The organism is Streptomyces sp. NPDC104814, assembly GCF_055583185.1.
Genome location: NZ_JBVJOL010000011.1, coordinates 218,416 through 243,208 on the forward strand (window position 1 = coordinate 218,416; position 24,793 = coordinate 243,208).

21 protein-coding genes are annotated in these 24,793 nt (G+C 71.5%); 10 read left to right on the forward strand and 11 right to left on the reverse strand.

Features of this window, described 5'->3' with window-relative positions; translation table 11 throughout:
- Nucleotides 1-8 precede the first annotated feature (8 nt).
- Entirely contained in the window at nt 9-698 is a 690-nt protein-coding gene (locus ACZ64A_RS30985; protein WP_469815087.1) for a hypothetical protein, read from the forward strand.
- Nucleotides 699-746: 48 nt separating this feature from the next.
- Complete coding sequence (locus ACZ64A_RS30990; protein WP_469815089.1) at nt 747-1,112, forward strand: PH domain-containing protein; 366 nt, start codon at nt 747-749, stop codon at nt 1,110-1,112.
- Nucleotides 1,113-1,172: 60 nt separating this feature from the next.
- Here the strand turns inward: ACZ64A_RS30990 and aspS are convergent, their stop codons facing one another.
- The gene (gene aspS, locus ACZ64A_RS30995) at nt 1,173-2,936 is read right to left on the reverse strand and encodes an aspartate--tRNA ligase (RefSeq protein ID WP_469815091.1); all 1,764 of its coding nucleotides are present in this window, start codon (nt 2,934-2,936) and stop codon (nt 1,173-1,175) included.
- 220 nt (nt 2,937-3,156) lie between these two features.
- Between aspS and ACZ64A_RS31000 the strand changes: the two genes are divergently transcribed.
- Complete coding sequence (locus ACZ64A_RS31000) at nt 3,157-5,379, forward strand: SpoIIE family protein phosphatase (protein WP_469815093.1); 2,223 nt, start codon at nt 3,157-3,159, stop codon at nt 5,377-5,379.
- A 56-nt stretch (nt 5,380-5,435) separates the two neighbouring features.
- Here ACZ64A_RS31000 and ACZ64A_RS31005 read toward each other — a convergent pair whose 3' ends face one another.
- The 4 genes from ACZ64A_RS31005 to ACZ64A_RS31020 form a co-directional block, all read right to left on the reverse strand.
- Nucleotides 5,436-7,055 carry an MFS transporter gene (locus ACZ64A_RS31005; protein ID WP_469815142.1) on the reverse strand — a complete coding sequence of 540 codons (1,620 nt, stop codon included), beginning with the start codon at nt 7,053-7,055 and terminating at the stop codon, nt 5,436-5,438.
- Between the two features lie 164 nt (nt 7,056-7,219).
- Nucleotides 7,220-8,260 (reverse strand): AI-2E family transporter, encoded by a 1,041-nt coding sequence (locus tag ACZ64A_RS31010; RefSeq protein ID WP_469815094.1) that lies wholly within the window; start codon nt 8,258-8,260, stop codon nt 7,220-7,222.
- A 118-nt stretch (nt 8,261-8,378) separates the two neighbouring features.
- Nucleotides 8,379-9,356: a pirin family protein gene (locus ACZ64A_RS31015; protein WP_469815095.1), complete on the reverse strand. Its 978-nt coding sequence runs from the start codon at nt 9,354-9,356 to the stop codon at nt 8,379-8,381.
- 561 nt (nt 9,357-9,917) lie between these two features.
- Nucleotides 9,918-10,379, reverse strand: coding sequence for an SseB family protein (locus ACZ64A_RS31020; RefSeq protein ID WP_363265242.1), 462 nt, complete (start codon nt 10,377-10,379; stop codon nt 9,918-9,920).
- A gap of 161 nt (nt 10,380-10,540) precedes the next feature.
- Between ACZ64A_RS31020 and ACZ64A_RS31025 the strand changes: the two genes are divergently transcribed.
- The 3 genes from ACZ64A_RS31025 to ACZ64A_RS31035 all read left to right on the forward strand — a co-directional run bounded on the left by ACZ64A_RS31025 (nt 10,541) and on the right by ACZ64A_RS31035 (nt 14,141).
- Nucleotides 10,541-12,367: an acyl-CoA dehydrogenase gene (locus ACZ64A_RS31025; RefSeq protein ID WP_469815143.1), complete on the forward strand. Its 1,827-nt coding sequence runs from the start codon at nt 10,541-10,543 to the stop codon at nt 12,365-12,367.
- Nucleotides 12,368-12,487: 120 nt separating this feature from the next.
- The gene (locus ACZ64A_RS31030; RefSeq protein WP_469815096.1) at nt 12,488-13,798 is read left to right on the forward strand and encodes a M18 family aminopeptidase; all 1,311 of its coding nucleotides are present in this window, start codon (nt 12,488-12,490) and stop codon (nt 13,796-13,798) included.
- A gap of 88 nt (nt 13,799-13,886) precedes the next feature.
- Entirely contained in the window at nt 13,887-14,141 is a 255-nt protein-coding gene (locus tag ACZ64A_RS31035; protein ID WP_361630009.1) for a DUF6458 family protein, read from the forward strand.
- A gap of 9 nt (nt 14,142-14,150) precedes the next feature.
- Here the strand turns inward: ACZ64A_RS31035 and ACZ64A_RS31040 are convergent, their stop codons facing one another.
- Both ACZ64A_RS31040 and ACZ64A_RS31045 read right to left on the reverse strand, forming a co-directional pair.
- Complete coding sequence (locus ACZ64A_RS31040) at nt 14,151-15,977, reverse strand: NHL domain-containing thioredoxin family protein (RefSeq protein ID WP_469815097.1); 1,827 nt, start codon at nt 15,975-15,977, stop codon at nt 14,151-14,153.
- Between the two features lie 29 nt (nt 15,978-16,006).
- On the reverse strand, nt 16,007-16,399 hold the full coding sequence (locus ACZ64A_RS31045) for a cupin domain-containing protein (protein ID WP_469815099.1): 393 nt from the start codon (nt 16,397-16,399) through the stop codon (nt 16,007-16,009).
- A 51-nt stretch (nt 16,400-16,450) separates the two neighbouring features.
- On the opposite strand from ACZ64A_RS31045, the gene ACZ64A_RS31050 reads away from it, so the two are divergent.
- Nucleotides 16,451-17,434 carry a GlxA family transcriptional regulator gene (locus ACZ64A_RS31050; RefSeq protein WP_469815100.1) on the forward strand — a complete coding sequence of 328 codons (984 nt, stop codon included), beginning with the start codon at nt 16,451-16,453 and terminating at the stop codon, nt 17,432-17,434.
- Nucleotides 17,431-17,925 (forward strand): LURP-one-related/scramblase family protein, encoded by a 495-nt coding sequence (locus tag ACZ64A_RS31055; protein WP_469815102.1) that lies wholly within the window; start codon nt 17,431-17,433, stop codon nt 17,923-17,925. The genes ACZ64A_RS31050 and ACZ64A_RS31055 overlap by 4 nt, the downstream gene beginning before the upstream one ends.
- Nucleotides 17,926-18,046: 121 nt before the next feature.
- On the opposite strand, the gene ACZ64A_RS31060 is transcribed toward ACZ64A_RS31055, so the two are convergent.
- Nucleotides 18,047-18,844, reverse strand: coding sequence for a carbon-nitrogen family hydrolase (locus tag ACZ64A_RS31060; RefSeq protein ID WP_469815103.1), 798 nt, complete (start codon nt 18,842-18,844; stop codon nt 18,047-18,049).
- Nucleotides 18,845-19,037: 193 nt separating this feature from the next.
- Between ACZ64A_RS31060 and ACZ64A_RS31065 the strand changes: the two genes are divergently transcribed.
- Nucleotides 19,038-19,862, forward strand: a complete 825-nt coding sequence (locus ACZ64A_RS31065; RefSeq protein WP_469815104.1) for a maleylpyruvate isomerase family mycothiol-dependent enzyme — start codon at nt 19,038-19,040, stop codon at nt 19,860-19,862.
- Nucleotides 19,863-19,910: 48 nt separating this feature from the next.
- Here ACZ64A_RS31065 and ACZ64A_RS31070 read toward each other — a convergent pair whose 3' ends face one another.
- Together ACZ64A_RS31070 and ACZ64A_RS31075 are read right to left on the reverse strand one after the other, a co-directional pair.
- The gene (locus tag ACZ64A_RS31070) at nt 19,911-21,218 is read right to left on the reverse strand and encodes an MFS transporter (RefSeq protein WP_469815105.1); all 1,308 of its coding nucleotides are present in this window, start codon (nt 21,216-21,218) and stop codon (nt 19,911-19,913) included.
- Entirely contained in the window at nt 21,215-21,877 is a 663-nt protein-coding gene (locus tag ACZ64A_RS31075; protein WP_469815106.1) for a GntR family transcriptional regulator, read from the reverse strand. The genes ACZ64A_RS31070 and ACZ64A_RS31075 overlap by 4 nt, the downstream gene beginning before the upstream one ends.
- Nucleotides 21,878-22,142: 265 nt before the next feature.
- Here ACZ64A_RS31075 and ACZ64A_RS31080 point away from each other — a divergent pair, with 265 nt between their 5' ends.
- On the forward strand, nt 22,143-23,051 hold the full coding sequence (locus tag ACZ64A_RS31080) for a D-alanyl-D-alanine carboxypeptidase family protein (protein WP_469815108.1): 909 nt from the start codon (nt 22,143-22,145) through the stop codon (nt 23,049-23,051).
- 307 nt (nt 23,052-23,358) lie between these two features.
- On the opposite strand, the gene ACZ64A_RS31085 is transcribed toward ACZ64A_RS31080, so the two are convergent.
- The gene (locus ACZ64A_RS31085; RefSeq protein WP_469815110.1) at nt 23,359-24,789 is read right to left on the reverse strand and encodes a dihydrolipoamide acetyltransferase family protein; all 1,431 of its coding nucleotides are present in this window, start codon (nt 24,787-24,789) and stop codon (nt 23,359-23,361) included.
- Nucleotides 24,790-24,793: the final 4 nt, after the last annotated feature.

A 24,793-nucleotide genomic window follows, 5' to 3' on the forward strand; every position in this document is an offset into this window, starting at 1 on the left:
GGGCCTTCGTGAACCTCTCCGCACCCCACCACCGCCTCCTCGCGGACGCCGTCACCGCCGGCCCCCCGCACGGGCTGGTCCTGGCCGGCGGATACGCCCTTCAGGCGCACGGTCTGCTGACCCGCCCGCACGCAAACGTCGACCTCGCGACGCAGAGCCCCGACCCGATGGACCGGATCGCGGACGACGTCCGTACGGCCCTGGAGGCACGCGGGCGTCAGGTGCGCGCCGTCTCCCTGACCCCGCTGTCCGCGCAGCTGGCCGTCACCGACCCGCCCACCGGCGAGGAGTGCGCCCTGGCCCTGCACAAAGAGGCGTTCTGGCATCCGCCCGTGCTCAGCGAGGCCGGTCCCGCGCTGTCCCTGGAGGACGCGGTCGGCACCAAGATCCGGGCCCTGTACGACCGGGGCGCCGCCGTGGACCTGATCGACGCGCGGGCCGCCGCCGCCCGCTTCGGCTTCCCCGACCTTGAGGAACTGGGCCGCCGCCACGCCCACGACCCCTTCGACCTGCCGACCCTGCAGTCCCGTCTCACCGGCACCGACTGGTACCCGGACGGCGCCTTCACCGCGTACGGCCTGCCGGCGGAGGAGATCGCCGCGCTGCGCGCCTGGGCCCAGCACTGGTCCGACGACATCGCCGAACGCCTCCTGGAGGAGGGCGCCTCACCCGATGACGCCGAGGGTGCGGACGGATAGATTGCCGGTGATCACCGACGGAGATCACCTACACGTGGGGGGAACCACATGGCACTGTTCGGCAACGCGCACAGCATCGACTCGGCCGAGGCCCAGCGGGACTACGCCCGGCTGCTCGGCCAGGGCGAGCAGGTGCACGCCGCCTACCTGCTGATCCGCGACACCATCCTGTTCACCGACCGCCGGCTGATCCTGATCGACAAGCAGGGCATCACCGGCAAGAAGGTGGAGTACCACTCCGTCCCCTACCGCAGCATCACGCACTTCTCGGTGGAGACCGCCGGCCATCTGGACCTGGACGCCGAGCTGAAGATCTGGGTCTCCGGCACGGCCGCCCCGATCGAGAAGACGTTCACCAAGGGCGTCGACATCTACGAGGTCCAGGCGATCCTGACGCAGTTCGTCGCCAAGTAGCCGCGGGTACGGCAGCGGCCCGGAACCTGCGTCGGTTCCGGGCCGCTCGCGCTGTCGCCGCTACTTCGGCTGCGGCTTGTTCACCGTCAGGTGCAGCTCCTTCAGGCGGGCCGCCTCGAGCTCGGTCGGCGCGCCCATCATCAGGTCCTGGGCGTTGCCGTTGAGCGGGAAGGCGATGGTCTCGCGGATGTTCGGCTCGTCCGCGAGCAGCATCACGATGCGGTCGACGCCGGGGGCGATGCCGCCGTGCGGCGGGGCGCCGAAGCGGAACGCGCGGAGCATGCCCGCGAACTTCTCCTCGACGGTCTCGCGGTCGTAGCCCGCGATCTCGAACGCCTTGAGCATGATCTCCGGCTCGTGGTTCCGGATCGCGCCGGAGGACAGCTCGACGCCATTGCAGACGATGTCGTACTGCCAGCCCAGAATGTCCAGCGGGTCCTGGGTCTCCAGGGCCTCCAGGCCGCCCTGCGGCATGGAGAACGGGTTGTGCGAGAAGTCGATCGCGCCCGTGTCCTCGTCCTTCTCGTACATCGGGAAGTCGACGATCCAGCAGAACCGGAAGACGTTCTCCTCGAACTGCCCGGCGCGCTTGGCGGCCTCGACGCGCACCGCGCCCATGATCTTGGAGACCTCGTCGAACTCGCCCGCGCCGAAGAAGACGGCGTGGCCGGCCTCCAGGCCGAGGCGCTCGGTGAGGACCTTGACGTTCTCCTCGGTGAGGAACTTCGCGATCGGACCGGACAGCTGGCCGTCCTCGCCGACGCGGACCCAGGCCAGGCCCTTGGCGCCCTGGGAGACCGCGAAGTCGCCGAGCTGGTCGAAGAACTTGCGCGGCTGGTCCTGGACCGCCGGGACGGGCAGCGCGCGCACGTGCTTGCCGGCGAACGCCTTGAACTCGCTGTTCTCGAAGACGTCCGTGAGGTCGACCAGCTCCAGCTTGGCGCGCAGGTCGGGCTTGTCGGAGCCGTACTTCAGCATCGCCTCGCGGAAGGGGATGCGCGGGAACGGGGACGTGACATGACGGCCGCCGCCGAACTCCTCGAACAGCTCGGTCATCAGCTTCTCGACCGGCTGGAAGACGTCCTCCTGCTCGACGAAGGACATCTCGATGTCGAGCTGGTAGAACTCGCCGGGCGAGCGGTCGGCGCGCGCGTCCTCGTCGCGGAAACAGGGCGCGATCTGGAAGTAGCGGTCGAAGCCGGAGATCATCAGCAGCTGCTTGAACTGCTGCGGCGCCTGCGGCAGGGCGTAGAACTTGCCCGGGTTCAGGCGGGAGGGCACGACGAAGTCACGGGCGCCCTCGGGGGAGGTCGCGGACAGGATCGGCGTCGCCATCTCGTTGAAGCCCAGCGCCGTCATCTTGTGGCGGATCGCGGAGATCACGGCCGTGCGCAGCATGATGTTCTTGTGCATGCGCTCGCGGCGCAGGTCGAGGAAGCGGTACTCCAGACGCCGCTCCTCGTTGACGCCGTCCTCGGCGTTGATGGTGAAGGGCAGGGGCTGTGCCGCGCCGAGCAGCTCGACCTCGGCGACCTCCACCTCGATCTCGCCGGTGGACAGGTCGGGGTTCACGTTCTCGGTTCCACGTGAAACAACGCGGCCGTCGACGCGGACCGTGGACTCCTTGGAGATCGAGTCCAGCGCCTCGTACGCGGGGGTGCCGGGGCGGGCGACCAGCTGCGTGATGCCGTAGTGGTCGCGCAGATCGATGAAGAGGATGCCGCCCAGGTCGCGCCGATTGTGCAGCCAGCCACTCAGCCGGACGTCGGTGCCGACGTCAGAGGCGCGGAGCTCGCCGCAGGTGTGGGACCTGTACCGATGCATCGTCGTTCATCCAGTCTTCGCGGATCGGGTATCTCCGGGGCCCGGTGCCCGGACTTTTCAAGGGTACCGGCCGCCCCGCGATCGCCTCCCCACCATTACCGCGCGGGCCGCCGCGACGAGCCCGTCTCCGTCGCCGCGCGGGCCCTCCCGGAGAGCCGTCGGCCCCTGCGCCGACCTGCTTCGGTGGCATGATGCGAACAGATCTTCTTAAAGTGGGGCAATGCGTACTGGTGAGCCCCTGCCCGCCGTGGAGGAGGTCCTCGCCGCCCTCGCGACCGGCCTGTGGCACTGGGACACCGCAGCCGGGCAGGTCACCGTGGACGCGGAGGCGGCGCGGCTGCTCGGGCTGCCCGCCGAGCCGGTCGTCCTCACCGAGGCCCAGGTGCGCGCCCGGCTGCACCCCGTCGACTGGAACGAGATCACCGGCGTGATCCAGCTGGCGGTCGCCGAGGGCACCCTCGCCGAGGTACGCATCCGGATCATGGACGACACCGGCCGCGTCCTGCGCGTGGTGCGCTCCCGCTCCAAGCCGGCCTTCGACCCAAAGAAGAAGGCGTACGAACTGATCGGCACCCTCCAGGAGGTCACCGAACCGGCGCCGGGCACCCCGGCCGGCCGCAGCGCGGTGACCGGCGACTGGCGGCGCTCCCGGGAGGCGTTCCTGCTGGACGCGGGCCGCGCGCTGGCCGAGGCCCGCTCCACGGCCGAGGTGCTGCGGGTGGCGGCGGGGCTGTCGATGCCGGGATTCTCACCGGACGGACTCGCGGTGTTCGGCGCGGAGGCCGACCGGCTGACGATCATCGGCCACCACGGGCAGCAGCCCGGCGACGAGGGACCGTTCGCGCAGATGGCGCTGGGCACGGACTACCCGGCCGCCGAGGTGGTGCGCACCGGCCGCGCGGTGTACCTGTCCTCGCCCGAGGAGTACAAGGCGCGCTACCCGCTGACCTGGCCGCTCGCCCAGCGCTTCAACCGCCGCTCCTGGGCGTTCCTGCCGCTCACCGTGGGCGGGCGCACGATGGGCGCCTGGATGGCCGCGTTCACCTATCCGGTCGCCTTCACGCCCGACGAGCGGTCCGTGCTGACGACGGTGGCGCGGATGCTCGCCCAGGCCCTGTCCCGGGCCGGCGCGGCCGAGACCGAGCGGGAGCTGACCGACGGACTCCAGCGCTCGATGCTGCCCGTGCTGGGCCCGAAGATCCCCGGCATGAGCATCGCCGCCCGGTACGTCCCGACCGGCGGCGGACTCCAGGTCGGCGGCGACTGGTACGACATGATCCCGCTGCCGGGCAACCGGTTCGCCCTGGTCATCGGCGACGTCCAGGGCCACGACGTACGGGCGGCCGGACTGATGGGCCAGCTGCGCACGGCCCTGCGCGCCTACGCCGCCGAGGGCCACCGGCCCGACGCGGTCCTCTCCCGCGCCTCCCGCTTCTTCCACGGCATCACCCACACCGACGACCCCGGCGAGCTGCGCTTCGCGACCTGTCTCTACGTCGAGGTCGACCCGGCGTCCGGGGTCGTGCTCTCGGCGCGCGCCGGGCATCTCGACCCGGCGGTCCGCATGCCCGACGGGACGGTGCTGCACCGGCCCACCGCCGGCGGCCTCCCCCTCGGCATCGACCCGGACAGCGACTATCCGACGACCCGGCTCACCCTGATGCCCGGCGAGACGCTGCTGCTGTGCACCGACGGCCTGATCGAGACCGGCGGCCATGACCTGGACTCCGGCTGGAGCCGGGTCCGCACGATCATGGAGACCCACGACGGGAACCTCGACGCCCTCGCCGACGCCCTGGTCCAGGCCGTCCACGGCCCGTCCTCGCACCACACCACCGGCCCGCTCACCGACCGCCGCGAGGACGACATCGCCCTGGTGCTGCTCGGCCGGCACCCGGCGGGCGAGAACGGCTCCGCCGCCGTACGGACGCCGGTACGGCGCTCGGTGCTGACCGTCGCGCAGGCCGAACCGGAGCGGGTCGCCACGGCCCGGCAGCAGCTGCGCGAGCTGCTGCACGACTGGCCCTCCCCCGACCAAGTCGACTCCGCCGTCCTGCTGGTCTCCGAGATGCTCACCAACGTCCTCGTGCACACCGACGCCGACGCGCTGCTCGTCGCCGAGGTCGGCGGCGCGCCGGGCGAGCGCCGCATCCGGGTGGAGGTCACCGACACCAGCGACGACCTGCCCCACCGGCGCCGGCCCGGCGAGCTGGCGTCCTCCGGGCGCGGCCTGGTCCTGATGGAGCTGCTCGCCGACACCTGGGGCGTGGCCCCGCGCGGCGAGGGCAAGAGCATCTGGTTCGAGCTGGGCGAGAAGAGCGGGGACGGCTTCGCGCCGGGCGGAAGGAGCGGGGACGGCGAGGCACACCCCGACGAGCAGCTCGACAAGCACGTCGGCGAGCACCTCGGCGAGCACCTCGACGGGGTGGAGAGCCAGGCGTAGGTGCTGAGCAGGGCGTAGGCGCGGTCGGCGAACCGGCTTCCCGGCTGCCGGCCGCCTTACCGGGCGCGGTGCCCCGACGACCGCCGTCCGCCGCTGTCGGCGCTGTCGGCGCTGTCGCCACTGCCGGCGCTGCCCGCGCCGTTCCGCTGCCGCTCCTCCGGCTCCTGGGCGGCCGGGGCCGGTTCCTGGCCGGCGCGGCCGCCCGGGTGGCGCAGGGCGCACAGGTAGCCGATGCCGAGGGCGATCGCCATGCCGTAGAAGACCCACTGGTTGGCCTCGGCGAAGTCGCTCCGGATCGCGGACATCGCGGTGCGCATGGTCGAGGCGAGCGGGCCGCCGCCGGAGGGGGTGGCGGCGTCCGGGTTGCCGGTGACCGCCTCGGCCACGCGGCCGGCCGCGGAGCGCGCCGCGTCCGGTGGCATACCGCGTCCGCGCAGGGTGTCCGTGACATGGGCGGTCATCGCGTGGGTCAGCAGCGTGCCGTAGACGGCGAGGCCGATGCTCGCGGCGAAGTTGCGCACGGTCTGGGTGACGCCGGTGACCTCGCCGTAGGAGGCGCCGATCGCGCGGTTGACGGCGTCCGTGGAGGCGGGCGCGAGGATGAAGCCGATGCCGGCGCCCGCGAGCGCGGCGTAGGGCCACTGGTCGTGCATGGACAGGTCGGTCAGCTTCCCGGCCCACAGCGCGAAGCCGACGGCGCCGATCACACAGCCCGCCTTCATCGCGGGTCGCGCCCCCCGCCGGTCCAGGATCCGCCCGCCCCACTGCGAGGCGAGGGCGAACCCGGCGAAGAAGTACAGCAGGAACAGCGCGGCCTGGTTGGGGGAGGCGCTGAGCGAGATCTGGGCGTAGACCGAGGCGAAGAAGAACAGCGGGACGAACGCCAGCATCGCGAAGAACAGCACCAGCACGTCGACGGTGAAGGCCCGGTCGCGGAACACCGCGAGGTTGATCAAGGGGTGGCGCACGCCCAGCTCGTAGCGGCAGAAGAGGCCGAGGACGGCGAGGCCGCCGGCGATGCAGCCCCAGGTGGCCGCGGAGTCCCAGCCCCAGGTCGCGGCCTGCTGGAAGCCGAGCACGCTCAGGCCCATGCCGACGGCGATGAGCACCGCGCCGGGCACGTCGAGCGGCTCGTCGCGGCGCTGGGCGGGGATGCGGGCGAGCGCGGTGAGGGCGAGCGCCACGATCGCGACGGGGACGTTGACCCAGAAGATCGCCCGCCAGGTCCAGTCCGTCAGCCAGCCGCCCAGCAGCGGGCCGATGGCGGTCAGGGCGCCGGTCAGGCCGAAGAACAGGGCGAGGGCACGGCCCCTGCGCTCCACCGGGAACACCGCCACGACCACCGCGAGCGCCGCCGGGAACAGCAGGGCGGCGCCCAGCCCCTGGGTCGCCCGGAAGACGACGAGCCAGGTCAGCGGGGAGCCGCCGGTGGGCACACAGCCGCACAGCACCGAGGAGACGACGAAGATCAGCGAGCCGGCGACGACGACACGGCGCGGCCCGAACAGGTCGGCGAGGCGGCCGCCGAGCGCGAAGAACGCCGCGAGGGCGAGCAGGTAGGCGTTGACCACCCACTGCATGCCGGAGCTGGTCAGATGGAGTTCGGAGACGATGTCGGGGGCGGCGATCGACACGATCGTCTGGTCGATGAAGGTCATCGCCACGGCGCACATCATGGCCGCGAGCGCCAGTGGCTGGGAGGCGGCGCGTCCGGCGCCGTCCGCGCTCCGACGTCGTCTCGTGCGCGTTCCGCTCACCCGATCAGTCTGCGCCCGGGCACCTGAGGCCGCATCCGCACGACCACTCCCGTGCGACCCATCCGCAGCGGCGTTCCCAGGACTTACGCGTCCGCGGGCTCGCCGCCGCGCTCGCGCAGTTCCTGGACGACGCCGAAGGCGGCCGCGGTCAGCGGGACGGAGAGCAGCATGCCGAGGATGCCGGCCACGGAGGCGCCCGCGGTGATCGCGAGCATCACCACGGCGGGATGCATCTGCACGGTGTGGCTCTGGATCGCCGGCTGGAGCACGTGCCCCTCCAGCACCTGGACCGCGAGCACCACCCCGAGCGCCCACAGCGCGATGACGAACCCGCGGTCGGCGAGCGCGACGAGCACGGCGACCGCGCCGGAGATGAACGCGCCGAGGTAGGGGATGTACGCCCCGACGAACACCAGCGCGCCGAGGCCGACCGCGCCGGGCACGCGCAGGATCAGCAGGCCGACGGTGATGCACAGGGCGTCGATGAGGGCGATGAACGTGGTGCCGCGCATGAAGCCCTCGACGGCGCGGTAGGCCCGGCGGGCCACCGCCTCCAGGGTGTCGGCGTTCCCGCGCGGGGCCAGCGCCCGCACGATGCCGGCGGCCTTGTCGGAGTCGCGCAGGAAGAAGAAGACGAGCAGCAGGGCGAGCACGGCCATGGCGATGGACTCGCCGACCACGCTGACGCCGCTGATCACGTTGTGCGCGGCGGTCCCGCCGAACTTGCCGAGCAGCTGACGGCCGTTGGTGGCGAGGTCGTCCAGCGAGGTGCCGGCCGCCCCGAAGTGGGTGGTGACGCCCCGGGCGGCCTCCTTGAGGGAGGAGACGATCTGGTCGCCGGTGTCGATCAGCGCGGCCACCACGATGTACACCGCGCCGCCGACCACGGCGACGACGGCGACGCAGGTCAGCCCCGCGGCCAGCGACCGGTTGACGTGCGCCCGCACCAGCCGCCGGTGCAGCGGCCCGAGCAGCGCGGTGCCGAGCAGCGCCAGCAGCACCGGCGTCACGGCCGTCCGCAGCTCCGAGCACAGCTGTACGCCGACCCAGCCGACGCCCGCGACGAGCAGGGCGAGCGCGCACCACGCGGCGAGACGGCGGGCGGAGTCGGGGAGCAGCTGCACCCCTTCACCGCACCACGGCCCGGGCGGGCTGTCCCGTCGGGACGGCCCGCCCGGGTGACAGGGCGTCAGAGTGCGTCGGGGTGCGTCGGGGTGCGACAGGGTGCCGACGTACGGGGTGTCAGGCCTGCGGGCCTTCCTCCGTCATGCCGTGCACGGCGGGGACGGTGCCCAGGCGGCCCTTCTGGAAGTCCTCGAAGGCCTGCATGAGTTCGTCCTTGGTGTTCATCACGAACGGGCCGTAGTGGACCATCGGCTCACGGATCGGCCGGCCGCCGAGCAGCACGACCTCCAGGTCCGGCGTGTGCCCGTCCTGCTTGTCGTCCGCGCGGACGGTCAGCGAGGACCCGGCGCCGAACACGGCGGTCTGGCCCAGGTGGATCGGCCGCCGCTCGGCGCCCACGCTGCCGCGACCGGCCAGCACGTACGCCAGGCCGTTGAAGTCCTCCCGCCAGGGCAGGGTGATCTCGGCGCCCGGCGCGAGCGTGGCGTGGACCATGGTGATCGGCGTGTGCGTGATACCGGGACCGGCGTGCCCGTCCAGCTCACCGGCGATGACACGCATCAGCGCGCCGCCGTCCGGCGAGGTGAGCAGCTGGACCGAGCCCGCGCGGATGTCCTGGTAGCGCGGCGCCATCATCTTGTCCCTGGCGGGGAGGTTCACCCACAGCTGCAGGCCGTGGAAGAGGCCGCCCGAGACGACCAGGTGCTCCGGCGGCGCCTCGATGTGCAGCAGGCCGGAGCCGGCCGTCATCCACTGGGTGTCGCCGTTGGTGATGGTGCCGCCACCGCCCTGGGAGTCCTGGTGGTCGAAGATCCCGTCGATGATGTAGGTGACGGTCTCGAAGCCGCGGTGGGGGTGCCAGGGGGTGCCCTTGGGCTCGCCCGGCGCGTACTCCACCTCGCCCATCTGATCCATCATGATGAACGGGTCGAGGTGGCGGTAGTTGATCCCGGCGAACGCCCGGCGCACCGGGAAGCCCTCGCCCTCGAATCCGCCCGGCGCGGTGGTGACCGCGAGCACGGGCCGCGCCACGGCGTCGGCGGGAGCGGTCACGCGGGGGAGCATCAGCGGGTTCTCGACGGTCACTGCAGGCATGGTCGGTACCTCCTTGGTACGCCCACTTTAGTTGAGCGTTGAACTTCCTGCCACCCGGAACCACGAAAGCCCGGAACTCATTCCCGGCCGCCGCCCACCGGATCGCGAGGCTCACCCTTCACAACACCAAAACCCGTCCTCCGGCCGCCCCACCTCGCCCCCCACCCTCCCCACCCCCCACGACCTGCACTTACTCGCCCACCGACCACGACCCCTCGCGGGTAGTACGCGGTCAGCGAGCCAAGGCGAGCGGGTGAAGACGTCGGGAAAACACGATCGCGCCGGCGGACGGGAAGCACCGGTGGCGGTGCCCCGCGGTCGCGCGGGCCACCCAAGGCAGGCGCCGCCCCGCGCAGCCGGGCAGGCAGCCGCGCCACGCAGCCCGCGTGCATGACAACCGCCGGCTCCCCGCGGAGGGAGCCGTTCAGCAGGCGCCGTCGAGCGGGCGGTCGGCCGCGGTCGGCCCCGAAGGGAACCCCGCCACCCCCGAAGCGGACCACCAACCCCCGGAGAAACCAGCCACCCCCCGAAGGAACCCCCCGCCAACCCCCGGAGGGGCCGTCAGCCGTACATGCGGCGCATCGCGAAGTCGACCATCTGTTCGACCGCCTTCGCGTCGAAGACCATGCGGTGTTCGCCCTCCATGTCCAGGACGAAGCCGTAGCCGGTCGGCAGCAGGTCGATCACCTCGGCGCCGGTGATCACGAAGTACTTGGACTCCTTGCCCGCGTAGCGGCGCAGTTCCTTGAGCGAGGTGAACATCGGGATCACCGGCTGCTGCGTGTTGTGCAGCGCCAGGAAGCCCGGGGTGTCACCGCGCGGGCAGTACACCTTCGACGTGGCGAAGATCTGCTGGAAGTCCTCCGGCGACATCTGCCCCGTGGTGAAGGCGCGCACGGCGTCGGCGAGGGACGGCGGCGACGGCTCGGGGTACAGCGGCGGCTGCTGCCCGTATCCGCCCGCCATCGGCTGCTGCGGCGGGGCGTACTGCTGCTGGGCGCCGTTCTGGTCGTAGCCGTACATGACCGTAAGCGTACTGACACCATGGCGAGGGGTGGGTCACAGATACCCGGATCGGGGTTGCGGCTTATTACCGACGGGTAGCATCATCGTAGCTACTTGCTGGTACGTGTAAAGGCGCGAGGAGTCCAGTGCCTCGCCGAATCCTCAACGGAGCCGTCGCCATGGGGCACTACAAGTCGAATCTCCGCGACATCGAGTTCAACCTCTTCGAAGTACTGGGGCGCGACAAGGTGTACGGCACCGGCCCGTTCGAGGAGATGGATCTCGACACCGCCAAGAGCGTCCTGGAGGAGCTGACCCGCCTCTCCGAGAACGAGCTGGCCGCGTCCTTCGCCGACGCCGACCGCAACCCGCCGGTCTTCGACCCGGAGACCAACACCGCGCCCGTCCCGGCGTCCTTCAAGAACAGCTACCAGGCGTTCATGGACTCCGAGTACTGGCGCCTCGGCCTGCCCGAGGAGATCGGCGGCACCACCTCGCCGCGCTCCCTGATCTGGGCCTACGCCGAGCTGATCCTGGGCGCCAACCCGGCCGTGTGGATGTACTCCTCGGGCCCCGCGTTCGCCGGCATCCTCTTCGAGGAGGGCAACGAGGTCCAGAAGCACATCGCCAAGATCGCGGTCGAGAAGCAGTGGGGCTCCACCATGGTCCTCACCGAGCCGGACGCCGGCTCGGACGTGGGCGCCGGCCGTACCAAGGCCGTGCAGCAGGAGGACGGCTCCTGGCACATCGAGGGCGTGAAGCGCTTCATCACCTCCGGTGAGCACGACATGTCGGAGAACATCCTCCACTACGTGCTCGCCCGTCCCGAGGGCGCCGGCCCCGGCACCAAGGGCCTGTCCCTCTTCCTCGTCCCGAAGTACCTCTTCGACTTCGAGACCGGCGAGCTGGGCGAGCGCAACGGCGTCTACGCCACCAACGTCGAGCACAAGATGGGCCTGAAGGCCTCCAACACCTGCGAGATGACCTTCGGCGACCAGCACCCCGCCAAGGGCTGGCTGATCGGCGACAAGCACGACGGCATCCGCCAGATGTTCCGCATCATCGAGTTCGCCCGCATGATGGTCGGCACGAAGGCGATCTCCACGCTCTCCACCGGCTACCTCAACGCGCTGGAGTACGCCAAGGAGCGCGTCCAGGGCCCGGACCTGGCCAACTTCATGGACAAGACCGCGCCCAAGGTCACCATCACCCACCACCCCGACGTGCGCCGCTCGCTGATCACGCAGAAGGCGTACGCCGAGGGCATGCGCGCCCTCGTCCTCTACACCGCCTCGATCCAGGACGCGATCCAGATCAAGGAGGCGAACGGCGAGGACGCCTCCGCCGAGGAGGCGCTGAACGACCTGCTCCTGCCCATCGTCAAGGGCTACGGCTCCGAGAAGGGCTACGAGCAGCTCGCCCAGTCGCTGCAGACCTTCGGCGGCTCCGGCTTCCTGCAGGAGTACCCGATCGAGCAGTACATCCGGGACTCCAAGATCGACACCCTGTACGAGGGCACCACCGCGATCCAGGGCCAGGACTTCTTCTTCCGGAAGATCGTCCGCAACCAGGGCGCCGCGCTGAACTCCCTCGCCGAGGACATCAAGAAGTTCCTGGCGCTCGGCACCGGCGGCGAGGAGCTGGCCGGCGCCCGCGAGCACCTCGCCAAGGCCGCCGTGGAGCTGGAGGCGATCGTCGGCCTGATGCTGACCGACCTCGCCGCCACCGAGCAGGACACCAAGAACATCTACAAGGTGGGCCTGAACACCACCCGCCTGCTCATGGCCTCCGGTGACGTCGTCGTCGGCTACCTGCTGCTCAAGGGCGCCGCGATCGCCGCCGAGAAGCTGGCCACGGCCTCCGCCAAGGACAAGGCGTTCTACACCGGCAAGATCGCCGCGGCGAAGTTCTTCGCCGCGAACGTCCTGCCCGGCGTCACCTGCGCCCGCAAGGTCGCCGAGGCCGTCGACCTGGACCTGATGGAGCTGGACGAAGCCGCGTTCTAAGCACCGGCCGAGACCCGGCGGGGCCCGCCCCGCCGGCGGGCTCCGCCTCCACACAGTCCTCACGAGGGCCCGCTCCCGCTCGACCGGGAGCGGGCCCTCGTCCGTCGTTAAGGTGAACCCATGAGCGAACCCTCACGCCCGGCCGCCGCCACACCCTTCGACCGCGGCCACACCGACGACCTGATGACCTTCCTCGCGGCGAGCCCGTCGCCGTACCACGCCGTGGCGAACGCCGCCGAGCGGCTGGAGAAGGCCGGCTTCCGCCAGGTCGACGAGACGGACGCCTGGGACGGGACGAGCGGCGGCAAGTACGTACTGCGCGGCGGGGCCATCGTCGCCTGGTACGTCCCCGAGGGCGCCGCACCCCACACGCCGTTCCGTATCGTCGGCGCGCACACCGACTCCCCCAACCTGCGGGTGAAGCCGCTGCCCGACGCGGGCGCCCACGGCTGGCGGCAGGTCGCGGTGGAGATCTACGGCGGCCCCCTGCTGAACTCCTGGCTCGACCGCGACCTGGGCCTCGCCGGACGGCTCACCCTGCGCGACGGCACCACCCGCCTGGTGAACGTCGACCGGCCGCTGCTGCGCGTCCCGCAGCTCGCGATCCACCTCGACCGCTCGGTGGGCACCGAGGGCCTCAAGCTCGACAAGCAGCGGCACGCGCAGCCGATCTGGGGCCTCGGCGACGACGTCCGCGAGGGCGACCTGATCTCCTTCCTCGAACAGGAGGCCGGTCTCCCGGGCGGCTCGGTCACCGGCTGGGACCTGATGACCCACTCCGTGGAAGCGCCCGCCTACCTCGGCCGCGACCGGGAGCTGGTGGCCGGCCCGCGCATGGACAACCTGCTGTCGGTGCACGCGGCCGTCGCGGCGCTCACCGCCGCCGCCGCGCGCGACCTTTCCTACATCCCCGTCCTGGCCGCCTTCGACCACGAGGAGACCGGCTCGCAGTCCGACACCGGGGCCGACGGCCCGCTGCTCGGATCGGTGCTGGAGCGCTCGGTGTTCGCGCGCGGCGGCTCCTACGAGGACCGGGCGCGTGCCTTCGCCGGCACCGTCTGCCTCTCCTCCGACACCGGTCACGCGGTGCACCCCAACTACGCGGAGCGCCACGACCCCACGCACCACCCGCGTGTCAACGGCGGCCCTCTCCTCAAGGTCAACGTCAACAACCGTTACGCCACGGACGGTTCGGGCCGAGCGGTGTTCGCCGCCGCATGCGACAAGGCCGGCGTGCCCTTCCAGTCGTTCGTGTCCAACAACTCCATGCCGTGCGGCACCACGATCGGCCCCATCACCGCCGCCCGGCACGGCATCCGCACCGTCGACATCGGCGTGGCCATCCTCTCCATGCACAGCGCACGGGAGTTGTGCGGCGCCGACGACCCCTACCTGCTGGCCAACGCGCTGGTCGCGTTTCTGGAGAGCTGAGAACGCCCGTCACCCGCATGGGGGTTGACATGCGGGGTACCCGACTGTCCGGGCCGGAAAGACCGGACCGGACAGGGAGGCGACACTCATGGGCCTCGGCGGATGCATCATCCTCATCGCCGTGGGAGCCATTCTCACGTTCGCGACCGACTGGCACATGCAGGGGGTCAACCTCGACCTGGTCGGCATCATCCTGATGATCGTCGGACTGATCGGTGTCTCGACCTTCAGCAGCATCGCGCGCCGCCGGCGCGTCATGGTGCCGCCGACGACGACCACGGTCGTCGAGGAGGAACGGCACCACCACACGCGCGACGGCTACAGCGACGGCTTCGGCGTCTGACCCGTACGCCTACCGCTCCTGCTCGTCCATCCCGGCGAGCACCAGCGGCAGCCGGTCGGCGCCGCCCTCGGTGAGGCGGACCGGAACGCCCCAGTCCTGCTGGTGGACATGGCAGGCCGGGTACGGGTTCGCCGGGTCGTCGTCGCAGGACGCGGCCATCGCGGAGACGTGCAGGACCCCCTGCTCGACGGCGGGGTTCAGGGCGAGGGTGCGGGACAGGTCGGTTCCCGCGCCCCCGCCCTCCAGCAGCAGCTCGGGCGGGGTGGCGGAGACCAGCAGCCGGGTGGACGGGCCGTACCGCTCATCCAGCTTCTGACCGGGCGGCGCCTGGAAGACGACGTCCAGTCGGACCGCGCCGGGCGCTACCTCGGTGGCCTGGCGCCGGGTGCGGTGGGCCACGCCCTCCACCCGGACCGCCTCCTCGGGCAGCCGCAGCCGGGTCAGCCGGTGCCGCGCCGACTCCACGACCACGATGTCGTCGCCGAGCAGGACCGCGTCGCTGGGCTCCCGCAGATCCGTGGCCAGCGTGGTGACTTCGCCGGTCGCCGGGTCGTAGCGGCGCAGCGCGTGGTTGTAGGTGTCGCAGACGGCGACCGAGCCGTCGGGCAGCGCGGTGACGCCGAGCGGATGCTGCAGCAGTGCCTGGCCGGCGGCGCCGTCACGGTGGCCGAAGTCGAACAGACCGGTGCCGACGGCCGTGTGGACGCTGCCGTCGGGCTCCACCCAGCGCAGCGCGCTCGTCTCGGAGTCGGCGAGCCACAGCCGCTCGGGCGTGGCCGCCAGCCCGGAAGGCTGTGCGAACCAGGCCTCGGCGCCGGGCCCGTCCACCAGCCCCTCGTTCGTGGTCCCCGCCGTGACAGCCACGGTCCGCGTCGCCGGATCGTAGGCCCACAGCTGGTGCACCCCGGCCATGGCGATCCACACCCGGCCCTGCCACGACGCCACGTCCCACGGCGAGGACAGATCGACCTCGCGCGCGGGACCCCCGGTGGGCGCGCCCTGCATCCACTGCCGCCCGGTCCCGGCGAGCGTGGTGACCTCCCCGCTCGCCGGGTCGTAGCGGCGCAGGGCGTGATTGACGGTGTCGGCGACGACCACGGCTCCGTCGTCGAGGAGGGCGAGGCCCTGCGGCTCATTGAAGGCGGCCTGTTCCGGCCCGCCGTCGGCGAAGCCGCGCACACCGGACCCGATCCGCCGCACGACGCTCTCCCCGTCGGCCTCGAGCTCCACGAGCTGGTGCCGGGTGGTGTCGCTGACCAGCAGATTCCCCGACGGCAGCAGTAGCGCCTTGCCGGGAAAACGCAAGCTGGTCGGTTCGGGCTCCGGCGGGACGTACGGCCCCTCGCCGCGCCGCAGGGTGCCCTTGGCCGCGTGCTCGGCCTCCAGCTGCGTCACGAGCCGCTCGATGGCGTGCACATGCCCCTCACCGGCGTGCTGCGCGACGACGTACCCCTCCGGGTCGATCACCACGAGCGTCGGCCACGCCCGCACCGCGTACTGCTTCCACGTCGCGAGCTCCGGGTCGTCCAGCACGGGATGCTCCACGCCGTACCGCTCGACGGCGTCCACCACGGCCCCGTGGTCCGCCTCGTGCACGAACTTCGGCGAATGCACGCCGATCACGACGACGGTGTCCGGGTGCTTGGCCTCGAGCTCCCGCAGCTCGTCGAGGACGTGCAGGCAGTTGATGCAGCAAAAGGTCCAGAAGTCGAGAACGACGATCCGTCCGCGCAGATCGGCAAGGCTGTACTGCCGGCCGCCGGTGTTCAGCCAGCCGCCCTTGCCGACCAGCTCGGGAGCGCGGACTCGGGCGCGACGGGGTGCGGAGTGGCTCATGGATCAAGGGTGCCACCCGCCGGTGACAGTCAGCCCAGAGCGTGCCCCGTCGTCGCGTCCACATGGGCCGGGACCTCGTCATGCCGGTCGCCGACCGTGAGGGTGCCGGAGGGTTCGAGGAGCAGGATCTCCGCCGGGCCGGGGGCGTACGGCTTGTGTTCCGTGCCGCGCGGCACCGTGAAGACCGAGCCGCGCGGCAGGACCACCGTGCGCTCCCCGGACGGCTCGCGCAGGCCGATGTGCAGCTCGCCGGCAAGGACCAGGAAGAACTCGTCGGTGTGCTCGTGGACGTGCCAGACGTGCTCGCCCTCCACCTTGGCGACGCGGACGTCGTAGTCGTTGACGGTGGTGACGATGCGCGGGCTCCACTGCTCGGTGAAGGAGGCGAGGGCGGTGGCCAGGGAGATCGGTTCGCTGCTCATGACGTCATCCTGCGACTGGCCCCCGGCACGCGCGAGTGCTAGGAATCGCACATGCCGCAAGGATCCTCGCACCGTGTCGTCCTGATCGTCGACGAGAACTCCAATCCGTTCGAGATGAGCTGCGCCATCGAGGTGTTCGGCCTGCGCCGCCCGGAACTGGGCCGCGAACTGTACGACTTCCGGCTGTGCGCGGACGGGCCGGCGACCCGGATGCGGGACGGGTTCTTCACGCTCACCGGGGTCGCGGGGCTCGAGGCCGCCGAGGAGGCGGACACGCTGATCGTGCCGAACCGCCCGGACACCGACACCCCGCGCTCGGCGCGCGTACTGGACGCCGTGCGCCGGGCCCACGCGCGGGGAACCCGGCTCATCGGCTTCTGCTCCGGCGCGTTCACGATCGCGGAGGCCGGGCTGCTGGACGGGCGCCGCGCGGCCTGCCACTGGATGTGGGCGCAGTCGTTCCGCGCCCGGTTCCCCGAGGTACGGCTGGAGCCGGACGTGCTGTTCGTGGACGACGGCGACATCCTCACCGCGTCCGGCAGCGCCTCCGCCCTCGACCTCGGTCTGCACGTCGTCCGGCGCGACCACGGCGCGGAGATCGCCAACCATGTCTCCCGGCGCCTGGTGTTCGCCGCCCACCGCGACGGCGGGCAGCGCCAGTTCGTGGAGCGCCCGGTGCCGGCCGTCCGGGACGAGTCCCTCGCCCCGCTGCTCGCCTGGGCGCAGGAACGGCTGGGGGAACCGCTGACGGTCGCCGATCTCGCGGCACGCGCGCGTGTCAGCCCCGCCACGCTGCACCGCCGCTTCCGCAGCGAGCTCGGCACGACGCCGCTGGCCTGGCTCACGGCGGAGCGCGTCACCCTGGCCCGGCGGCTGATCGAACGCGGTGAGGAACGGCTGGATGTCGTCGCCGCCCGCAGCGGGCTCGGCACCGCGGCCAACCTGCGGGCGCGGCTGCGGCGCGAGACCGGACTCAGCCCGTCGGCCTACCGGCGGCGTTTCTCGGGGGCGGCCGGGGAAGCGCTCACAGCATGAGATTCCTCGTGTACGACCGGCTCCTCGGCATCGGTGACGACTACTGGATCGAGGACGACCGTGGCAGCAAGGTCTTCCTCGTCGACGGCAAGGCCATGCGCCTGCGGGACACCTGGGAACTGAAGGACACCCAGGGGCGGGTCCTGATCGACATCCACCAGAAGATGTTCGCCCTGCGCGACACCATGGTGATCGAGCGGGCCGGCGAACCCCTGGCGACGATCAAACGCCGGCGGCTGTCGCTGCTGCGCAACCACTACCGGGTGGCCCTGGCCGACGGCACGGAGCTGGACGTCAGCGGCAAGATCCTGGACCGGGAGTTCGCCGTGGAGTACGACGGCGAACTGCTCGCCGTGATCTCCCGCCGCTGGCTCACCGTCCGCGACACCTACGGCATCGACGTCATCCGCGACGACGCGGACCCGGCGCTGCTCATCGCGATCGCGGTGTGCGTGATCCATCTGGCCGAGAAGGAACGGGAGGACGACTGAGCCGACGCCCACCGCGCGCGGGGTGGGTGCCGTGCGCCGGAGGCGGACCGGTGTGGCGGGCCGGCCGCCGCGCGCCGGAGGCGGACCGGTGTGGGGGGGCCGGCCGCACGCGCGCCCGTGGCTAGCGGCGTGGCGGCTCCAGGCCCAGCACCCGGTCCTTCAGCGCCGGGAACTGCTCACGGGTCGTGGCGACCTTCGCCGGGTCGAACTCCACCGTGAGGATCTCCTCCCCGGCGCCCGCCTCGGCGAGGACCTCCCCCCAGGGATCGACCACGATCGAGTGACCCGCCTGCGGAACTCCCGCATGCGTCCCGGCCGTTCCACAGGCGAGCACGAACGCCTGGTTCTCCACCGCCCGCGCCTGAGCCAGCAGCGTCCAGTGCGCCCGGCGGCGCTCCGGCCAGCCCGCCGGGATCACCAGCGTCTCGGCGCCCGCGTCGACGAGACCGCGGAAGAGTTCGGGGAAACGGAGGTCGTAACAGGTCGCCACGCCCAGCGTCGTCCACGGCAGACGCACCGTCACCAGGTCACGTCCCGCGCCCATGAGCACCGCCTCGCCCTTGTCGAAGCCGAAGCGGTGGATCTTGCGGTAGGCGGCGGCGAGGTCACCGGAGGGTGAGAAGACGAGGGAGGTGTTGTAGAGGGGGCCGTCGGGGTCGCGCTCGGGGATGGAGCCGGCGTGCAGCCACACGCCCGCGTCGCTCGCTGCCTTGGCCATCGCCTCGAAGGTCGGGCCCCGCAGCGGCTCGGCCTCGGTGCCGAACTCCTCGTAGGCGAAGGCCCCGCACGTCCACAGCTCCGGCAGGACGACGAGGTCCGCGGAACCGGCCTGCTCCCGTACCAGGGAGGCGGCCCGCAGCCGCCGGTCCGCCACCGATTCGCCCTCGTTCACGGCGATCTGGATCAAAGAGGCGCGCACACTACCACCGTCCTGGCAAACGGGCCGCCCACGCGGGCGGCCACACGGCCTACGATCGTCACGAGAAAGCACTGCCGGGGTGCCTCGGAGCAGCGTAACTTAGCCATTCCAGACACCGCCGAGTGCAGCCGCCTCCCACTGGCACCGCCGCCACCACCTGCCCGTGTACCGACCGCCGAGGGGTCCCGTTTCCGTGAGTCTGCATCCCACTCTCCAGCCCTACGCCGATGCCTGGACCCACTCCATCGAGGCGATATCCGAGCTGGTGCAGCCGCTGGCGGACGCCGACTGGAACCGTCGTACCCCCTGCCCTGGCTGGTCGGTGCGCGACATCGTGTCGCACGTCATCGGCCTGGACTGCGAGATGCTCGGCGACCCGCGCCCCATCCACACGCTGCCGCGCGACCTGTTCCACGTCACCAACGACCACCAGCGCTACATGGAGATGCAGGTCGACGTCCGCCGCCACCACACGGCGCCGGAGATGACGTCCGAGCTGGAGTACACGGTCATCCGGCGCAACCGCCAGCTGCGCAACGACTCCCGCGACCCCGGCACCAAGGTGCGCGGCCCCCTCGGCGCCGAGCTCACGCTGGAGGAGTCGATGCGGCGGCACGCCTTCGACGTGTGGGTGCACGAACAGGACCTGCGCACGGCCCTCGGCCGCCCCGGCAGCCTGGACTCCCCGGGCGCGTACATCGCCCGGGACGTGCTGCTGGAAGCACTGCCGCAGGTCGTCGCCGAGCGCGCCCAGGCCCCGCGCAGCTCGGCGGTCGTCTTCGACGTGCACGGCCCGGTCGAGTTCCTGCGCACGATCCGCGTCGACATCCAGGGCCGCGGCACCCTGGAGAGCACCCCCGCCCTCGGCCCCGCCGCCACCCTCACGCTCGACTGGGAGACCTACGTCCGCGTGGCCTGCGGCCGGGTCAGCCCGGAGTCGGTGGCGGACCGCATCAAGACGGAGGGCGACCTCGATCTGGCGGCGGCGATCCTGCGCACCTTCGCGGTGACGCCCTAACGGCAGGCCGGCCGTGCCCCGGTGACGCGTGAGCAGTGGGGCGGGCCGTCACGCCGGCACGTGCACGGTCTCCACCCGGCTCGCCACCAGCCGCTCCCGCTCCCTGCGCGCCGCCCGCCTGCGCAGCCGCAGGATCTGCGAGACACCGAGCGCCTGGAGCACGAACACGGCCGAGAACGCCACGGTGTAGTCGTCCCCGGTGGCGTCCAGCAGCACTCCCACCGCGAACAGCGTCGTCATGGAGGCCACGAAACCGCCCATGTTCGTGATGCCGGACGCCGTGCCCTGCCGCTCCGGCGGGTTCGCGGGCCGGGCGAAGTCGAAGCCGATCATCGACGCCGGCCCGCACGCCCCGAGCACCGCGCACAGCACGATCAGCAGCCACATCGGGGCGTGCGCACCGGGGTAGGCGAGCGTGGCCGCCCACACCAGTGCCGTCGTCCCGACCGTGCCCAGTGCCAGCGGCAGCCGCGCCTCGTGGTGGCGGGCCACGATCTGGCCGTAGACCAGGCCGATGACCATGTTGGACAGCACGACGAGGGTGAGCAGTTCACCGGCCGTGGCGCGGCTGAGCCCCTGGTCCTCGACGAGGAACGGCAGCCCCCACAGCAGCAGGAACACCATCGCCGGGAACTGCGTCGTGAAATGCACCCACAGCCCCAGCCGGGTCCCCGGCTCCCGCCAGGACGCGGCGATCTGCCGGCGCACATAGGCCGCGCCCTGGTGGGCGGGCGGCTCCGGCTCGAACCCGTCCGGGTGGTCCTTCAGGAAGAGCAGCAGCAGGACGAACACGAGGACACCGGCGATCGCGCTGCCGCCGAACGCGGCGCTCCAGCCGATGCCGTGCAGCAGCCGCGCCAGGACGAGCGTGGAGACGAGGTTGCCGGCCATGCCCACGAGCCCGGCGAGCTGTGCGACCAGCGGCCCGCGCCGGGCAGGGAACCAGCGTCCGCCGAGCCGCAGCACGCTGATGAACGTCATCGCGTCGCCGCAGCCCAGCAGCGCCCGCGAGGCGAGCGCCATGCCGTACGACGGCAGGAAGGCGAAGCCGAGCTGACCGATCGTGAACAGCACGACGCCGAGTCCCAGCACCTTCTTCGTGCCGAGCCGGTCGACAAGCAGGCCGACGGGTATCTGCATGCCGGCGTAGACGAGCAGCTGGAGGATGGAGAAGGTGGACAGCGCGGACGCGCCCACGTGGAAGCGCTCGACGGCGTCGAGGCCGGCCACCCCCAGGGACGTACGGAAGATGACGGCGACGAAGTAGACGGCGACGCCGATCGACCAGACGGCGATCGCGCGCCGTCCGCCCGGCGGGTCGCCCGGCAGGACGGTGGAGGAGGACGGGGAGCTCATCGGACCTCACCCCGGGCCAGGTGGGAGAACCAGCCCACGTGCCGGTGGACGACGCCCACGGCCTGCTCCGCGTCGCCGGAGCGCAGGGCCGTGAGGATCTCCTCGTGTTCGGCGAGGGTCTTGGCGATCCGGTCGGGGTGCGAGTGCATCACGGCCACGCCCATCCGCAGCTGCCGGTCGCGCAGCTGGTCGTACAGGCGCGAGAGGATCTCGTTGCCGCCGCTGCGCACGATCTCGGCGTGGAAGCAGCGGTCGGTGACGGCCGCGGCGGCGAAGTCACCGGCGGCGGCCTGCGCCTTCTGCTTCGCGAGCAGCTGCTCGAGCCGCTCGATGAGCCCCGGCGGGGCGGGCACGGCCTTGCGGGCCGCGTGCTCCTCGACCAGCAGCCGCGTCTCGACGACGTCGGCGATCTCCTGGGCGGAGACCGGCAGGACGAGGGCTCCCTTCTTGGGGTAGAGCCGGATCAGCCCCTCCACCTCCAGCCGCAGCAGCGCCTCGCGCACGGGGGTGCGGGAGACTCCGACGGCCTCGGCGAGTTCCCCCTCGGTGAGGAGGGTGCCGCCTTCGTAGCGGCGGTCCAGGACGCCCTGCTTGACGTGGGCGTAGACGCGGTCGGCGGCGGGTGGTTGCTTCACGGGTGCGGAGGGGGCGGTTGGCATGCCCACAGGATAGATACATCACGTACGCAAGCGGCAGCCTGTTCCAGCATCCGGACGGGCGCCCTGTCCCCGCGCCCGCCCCCGCACTCGCACTCGCCCCGCACTCGCCCCGCACTCGCCCCCGGGAGGGTGATGCACCGAACTGCCCCCGGAACGCGTACAACCATGTGCGCCAGGTACGCGTCATACCGGTGCGGCCTCATCTGCTTTCCCCCTCAACAGGCCGCTCCCCAAGGGGCATTCACACATAATCGGGGTACATCAGTTGATTACCGCCATTTCCGGCATCAAGGGCAACCGGCTCCGTCGCGCCGCCGCGGTCACCGTCACCGCCGGCGCCCTGCTCACCACCGGCGCCCTCACCGCGGTCCCCGCACAGGCCGTCACCGCGCCGTCCATCGTGGCCAAGGGCGGCTACGTGATGAACAACGGCACCGGCAAGGACCTGTACAACAAGGCGGCGGACACCCGGCGTTCCACCGGCTCGACCACGAAGATCATGACCGCGAAGGTCGTGCTCTCGCAGCCGAACCTCAACCTGGACACCAAGGTCACCATCCAGAAGGCGTACAGCGACTACGTCGTCTCCAAGAACGCCTCGCAGGCCCACCTGATCGTCGGCGACAAGGTCACCGTCCGCCAGCTGCTCTACGGGCTGATGCTGCCCTCCGGCTGCGACGCCGCCTACGCGCTGGCCGACAAGTTCGGCACCGGCACCACCCGCGACGCGCGCGTGAAGTCCTTCATCGGCAAGATGAACGCCGACGTCAAGAAGCTGGGCCTGAAGAACACCCACTTCGATTCCTTCGACGGCATCGGCAACGGCTCCAACTACTCGACGCCGCGCGACCTCACGAAGATCGCCAGCAGCGCGATGAAGAACGCCAACTTCCGCGCGATCGTGAAGACGAAGTCGTACACCGCGAAGACCATCACCAAGACGGGCAGCACCCGCACGATGGGCGCCTGGACCAACACCAACACGCTGCTGAGCAGCTACAGCGGCACCATCGGCGTCAAGACCGGTTCGGGCCAGGAGGCCGGCTACTGCCTGGTCTTCGCCGCGACCCGCGGCGGCAAGACCGTCATCGGCACGGTCCTGTCCTCGACGAACGCCTCGGTCCGCGCCCAGGACGCCACGAAGCTCCTGAACTACGGCTTCTCGAAGGCCTGACACGCACCGACATCGCACACCCGACGGGCCCGCCGCACCCAGCGACGGGCCCGTCGCGCTGTCAACACCATCTTCCGGAACGACAGTTGGCGTTCGCCGCAGCCGTCTCCGAGACACTGACTGGACGTCATAGTCTCAGTGTTGCCGCAGGTAGGGAGTGGCGGCGGGACCTGAATGTCATCTCTCGCAGGCCGCCCTGGCGGCGGGTGTACGTGCTCAACCGGGGCTGAAAGGAGGTGGGGCGGCCGCAAGACGAAGTTGCGGCCGCCCCACCTCGTACCCCGGCCTTACCGGTCGGAGGCGAACGTCACGCCCAGGTGATCAATCGCTTCGGCTGTTCCAGGATCGCGGCCACGTCGGCCAGGACCTTGGAGCCCAGCTCGCCGTCGACCAGGCGGTGGTCGAAGCTGAGGGCCAGCGTGGTGACCTGGCGCGGCTTGACCTTGCCCTTGTGGACCCACGGCTGGAGCTTGATCGCCCCGACCGCGAGGATCGCCGACTCGCCGGGGTTGAGGATCGGCGTGCCGGTGTCGACTCCGAAGACGCCGACGTTGGTGATCGTCACCGTGCCGCCCTGCATCGCCGCCGGGGACGTCTTGCCCTCGCGGGCCGTCGACACCAGGTCGGACAGCGCGTCGGACAGCTCCGGCAGCGTCTTGGCGTGGGCGTCCTTGATGTTGGGGACGATCAGGCCGCGCGGGGTGGCCGCCGCGATGCCGAGGTTGACGTAGTGCTTGACCACGATCTCCTGGGCCGCCTCGTCCCAGGACGCGTTGATGTCCGGGTTGCGGCGGATGGCGATCAGCAGTGCCTTGGCGATCAGCAGGAGGGGGTTCACGCGGCGGCCGGCGAACTCCTTGTCCTGCTTGAGCTCCTCGACCAGCTTCATGGTGCGGGTCACGTCGATCGTCACGAACTCCGTGACGTGCGGCGCCGTGAACGCCGAGCCGACCATCGCCGCGGCCGTCGCCTTACGGACGCCCTTGATGGGGATGCGGGTCTCGCGGCCGCTGTCGTACGACACCGGGGCCGCCGGGGCGGCCGCCTTGGGCACGGGCGCCGGTTCCGTGGCCGGCTCCGTGACCTGCTGCGGGGCCGCCGCCGCGTGGACGTCCTCGCGGGTGATGACCCCGTCCGGGCCGCTCGGGGTGACCGTCGCGAGGTCGACGCCGAGGTCCTTGGCCAGCTTGCGCACCGGCGGCTTGGCCAGCGGGCGCGGCCGGTCCACGGCCTCCGCGGGGGCGGCGTCCGTGCGGCCGTGGCCGTTCAGCTCCGCCTGGATCGCCGCCGCGGCGGGCTCCTGGGCGGTGGCCGGTGCCTTGCGCGGGCGGCGCTTGGTGGACGAGGTCGCCACGCCGTAGCCGACCAGGACCGGCTGGCGGCCCGAGCCGACGGACTCGGCGGCCTGCGAAGCTTCAGCCTGCGGAGCCTCGGCCTGCGGGGCCTCCGGCTGCGCCGCCGGCTCGGCCGGTGCGCCGCCGCCCACGGCGACGGTGATGATCGCCGTGCCCACGTCGACCGTGGTGCCCTCGGGGAAGCGCAGCTCGCTGACCACGCCGTCGTAGGGGATGGGCAGTTCGACGGCCGCCTTGGCGGTCTCGACCTCGCACACCACCTGGCCGTCGGTGACCGTGTCGCCCGGCTGGACGTACCACTTGAGGATCTCGGCCTCGGTGAGTCCCTCGCCCACGTCGGGCATCTTGAACTCGCGTACGGACCCTTCAGTCATCGTCGTCACGACC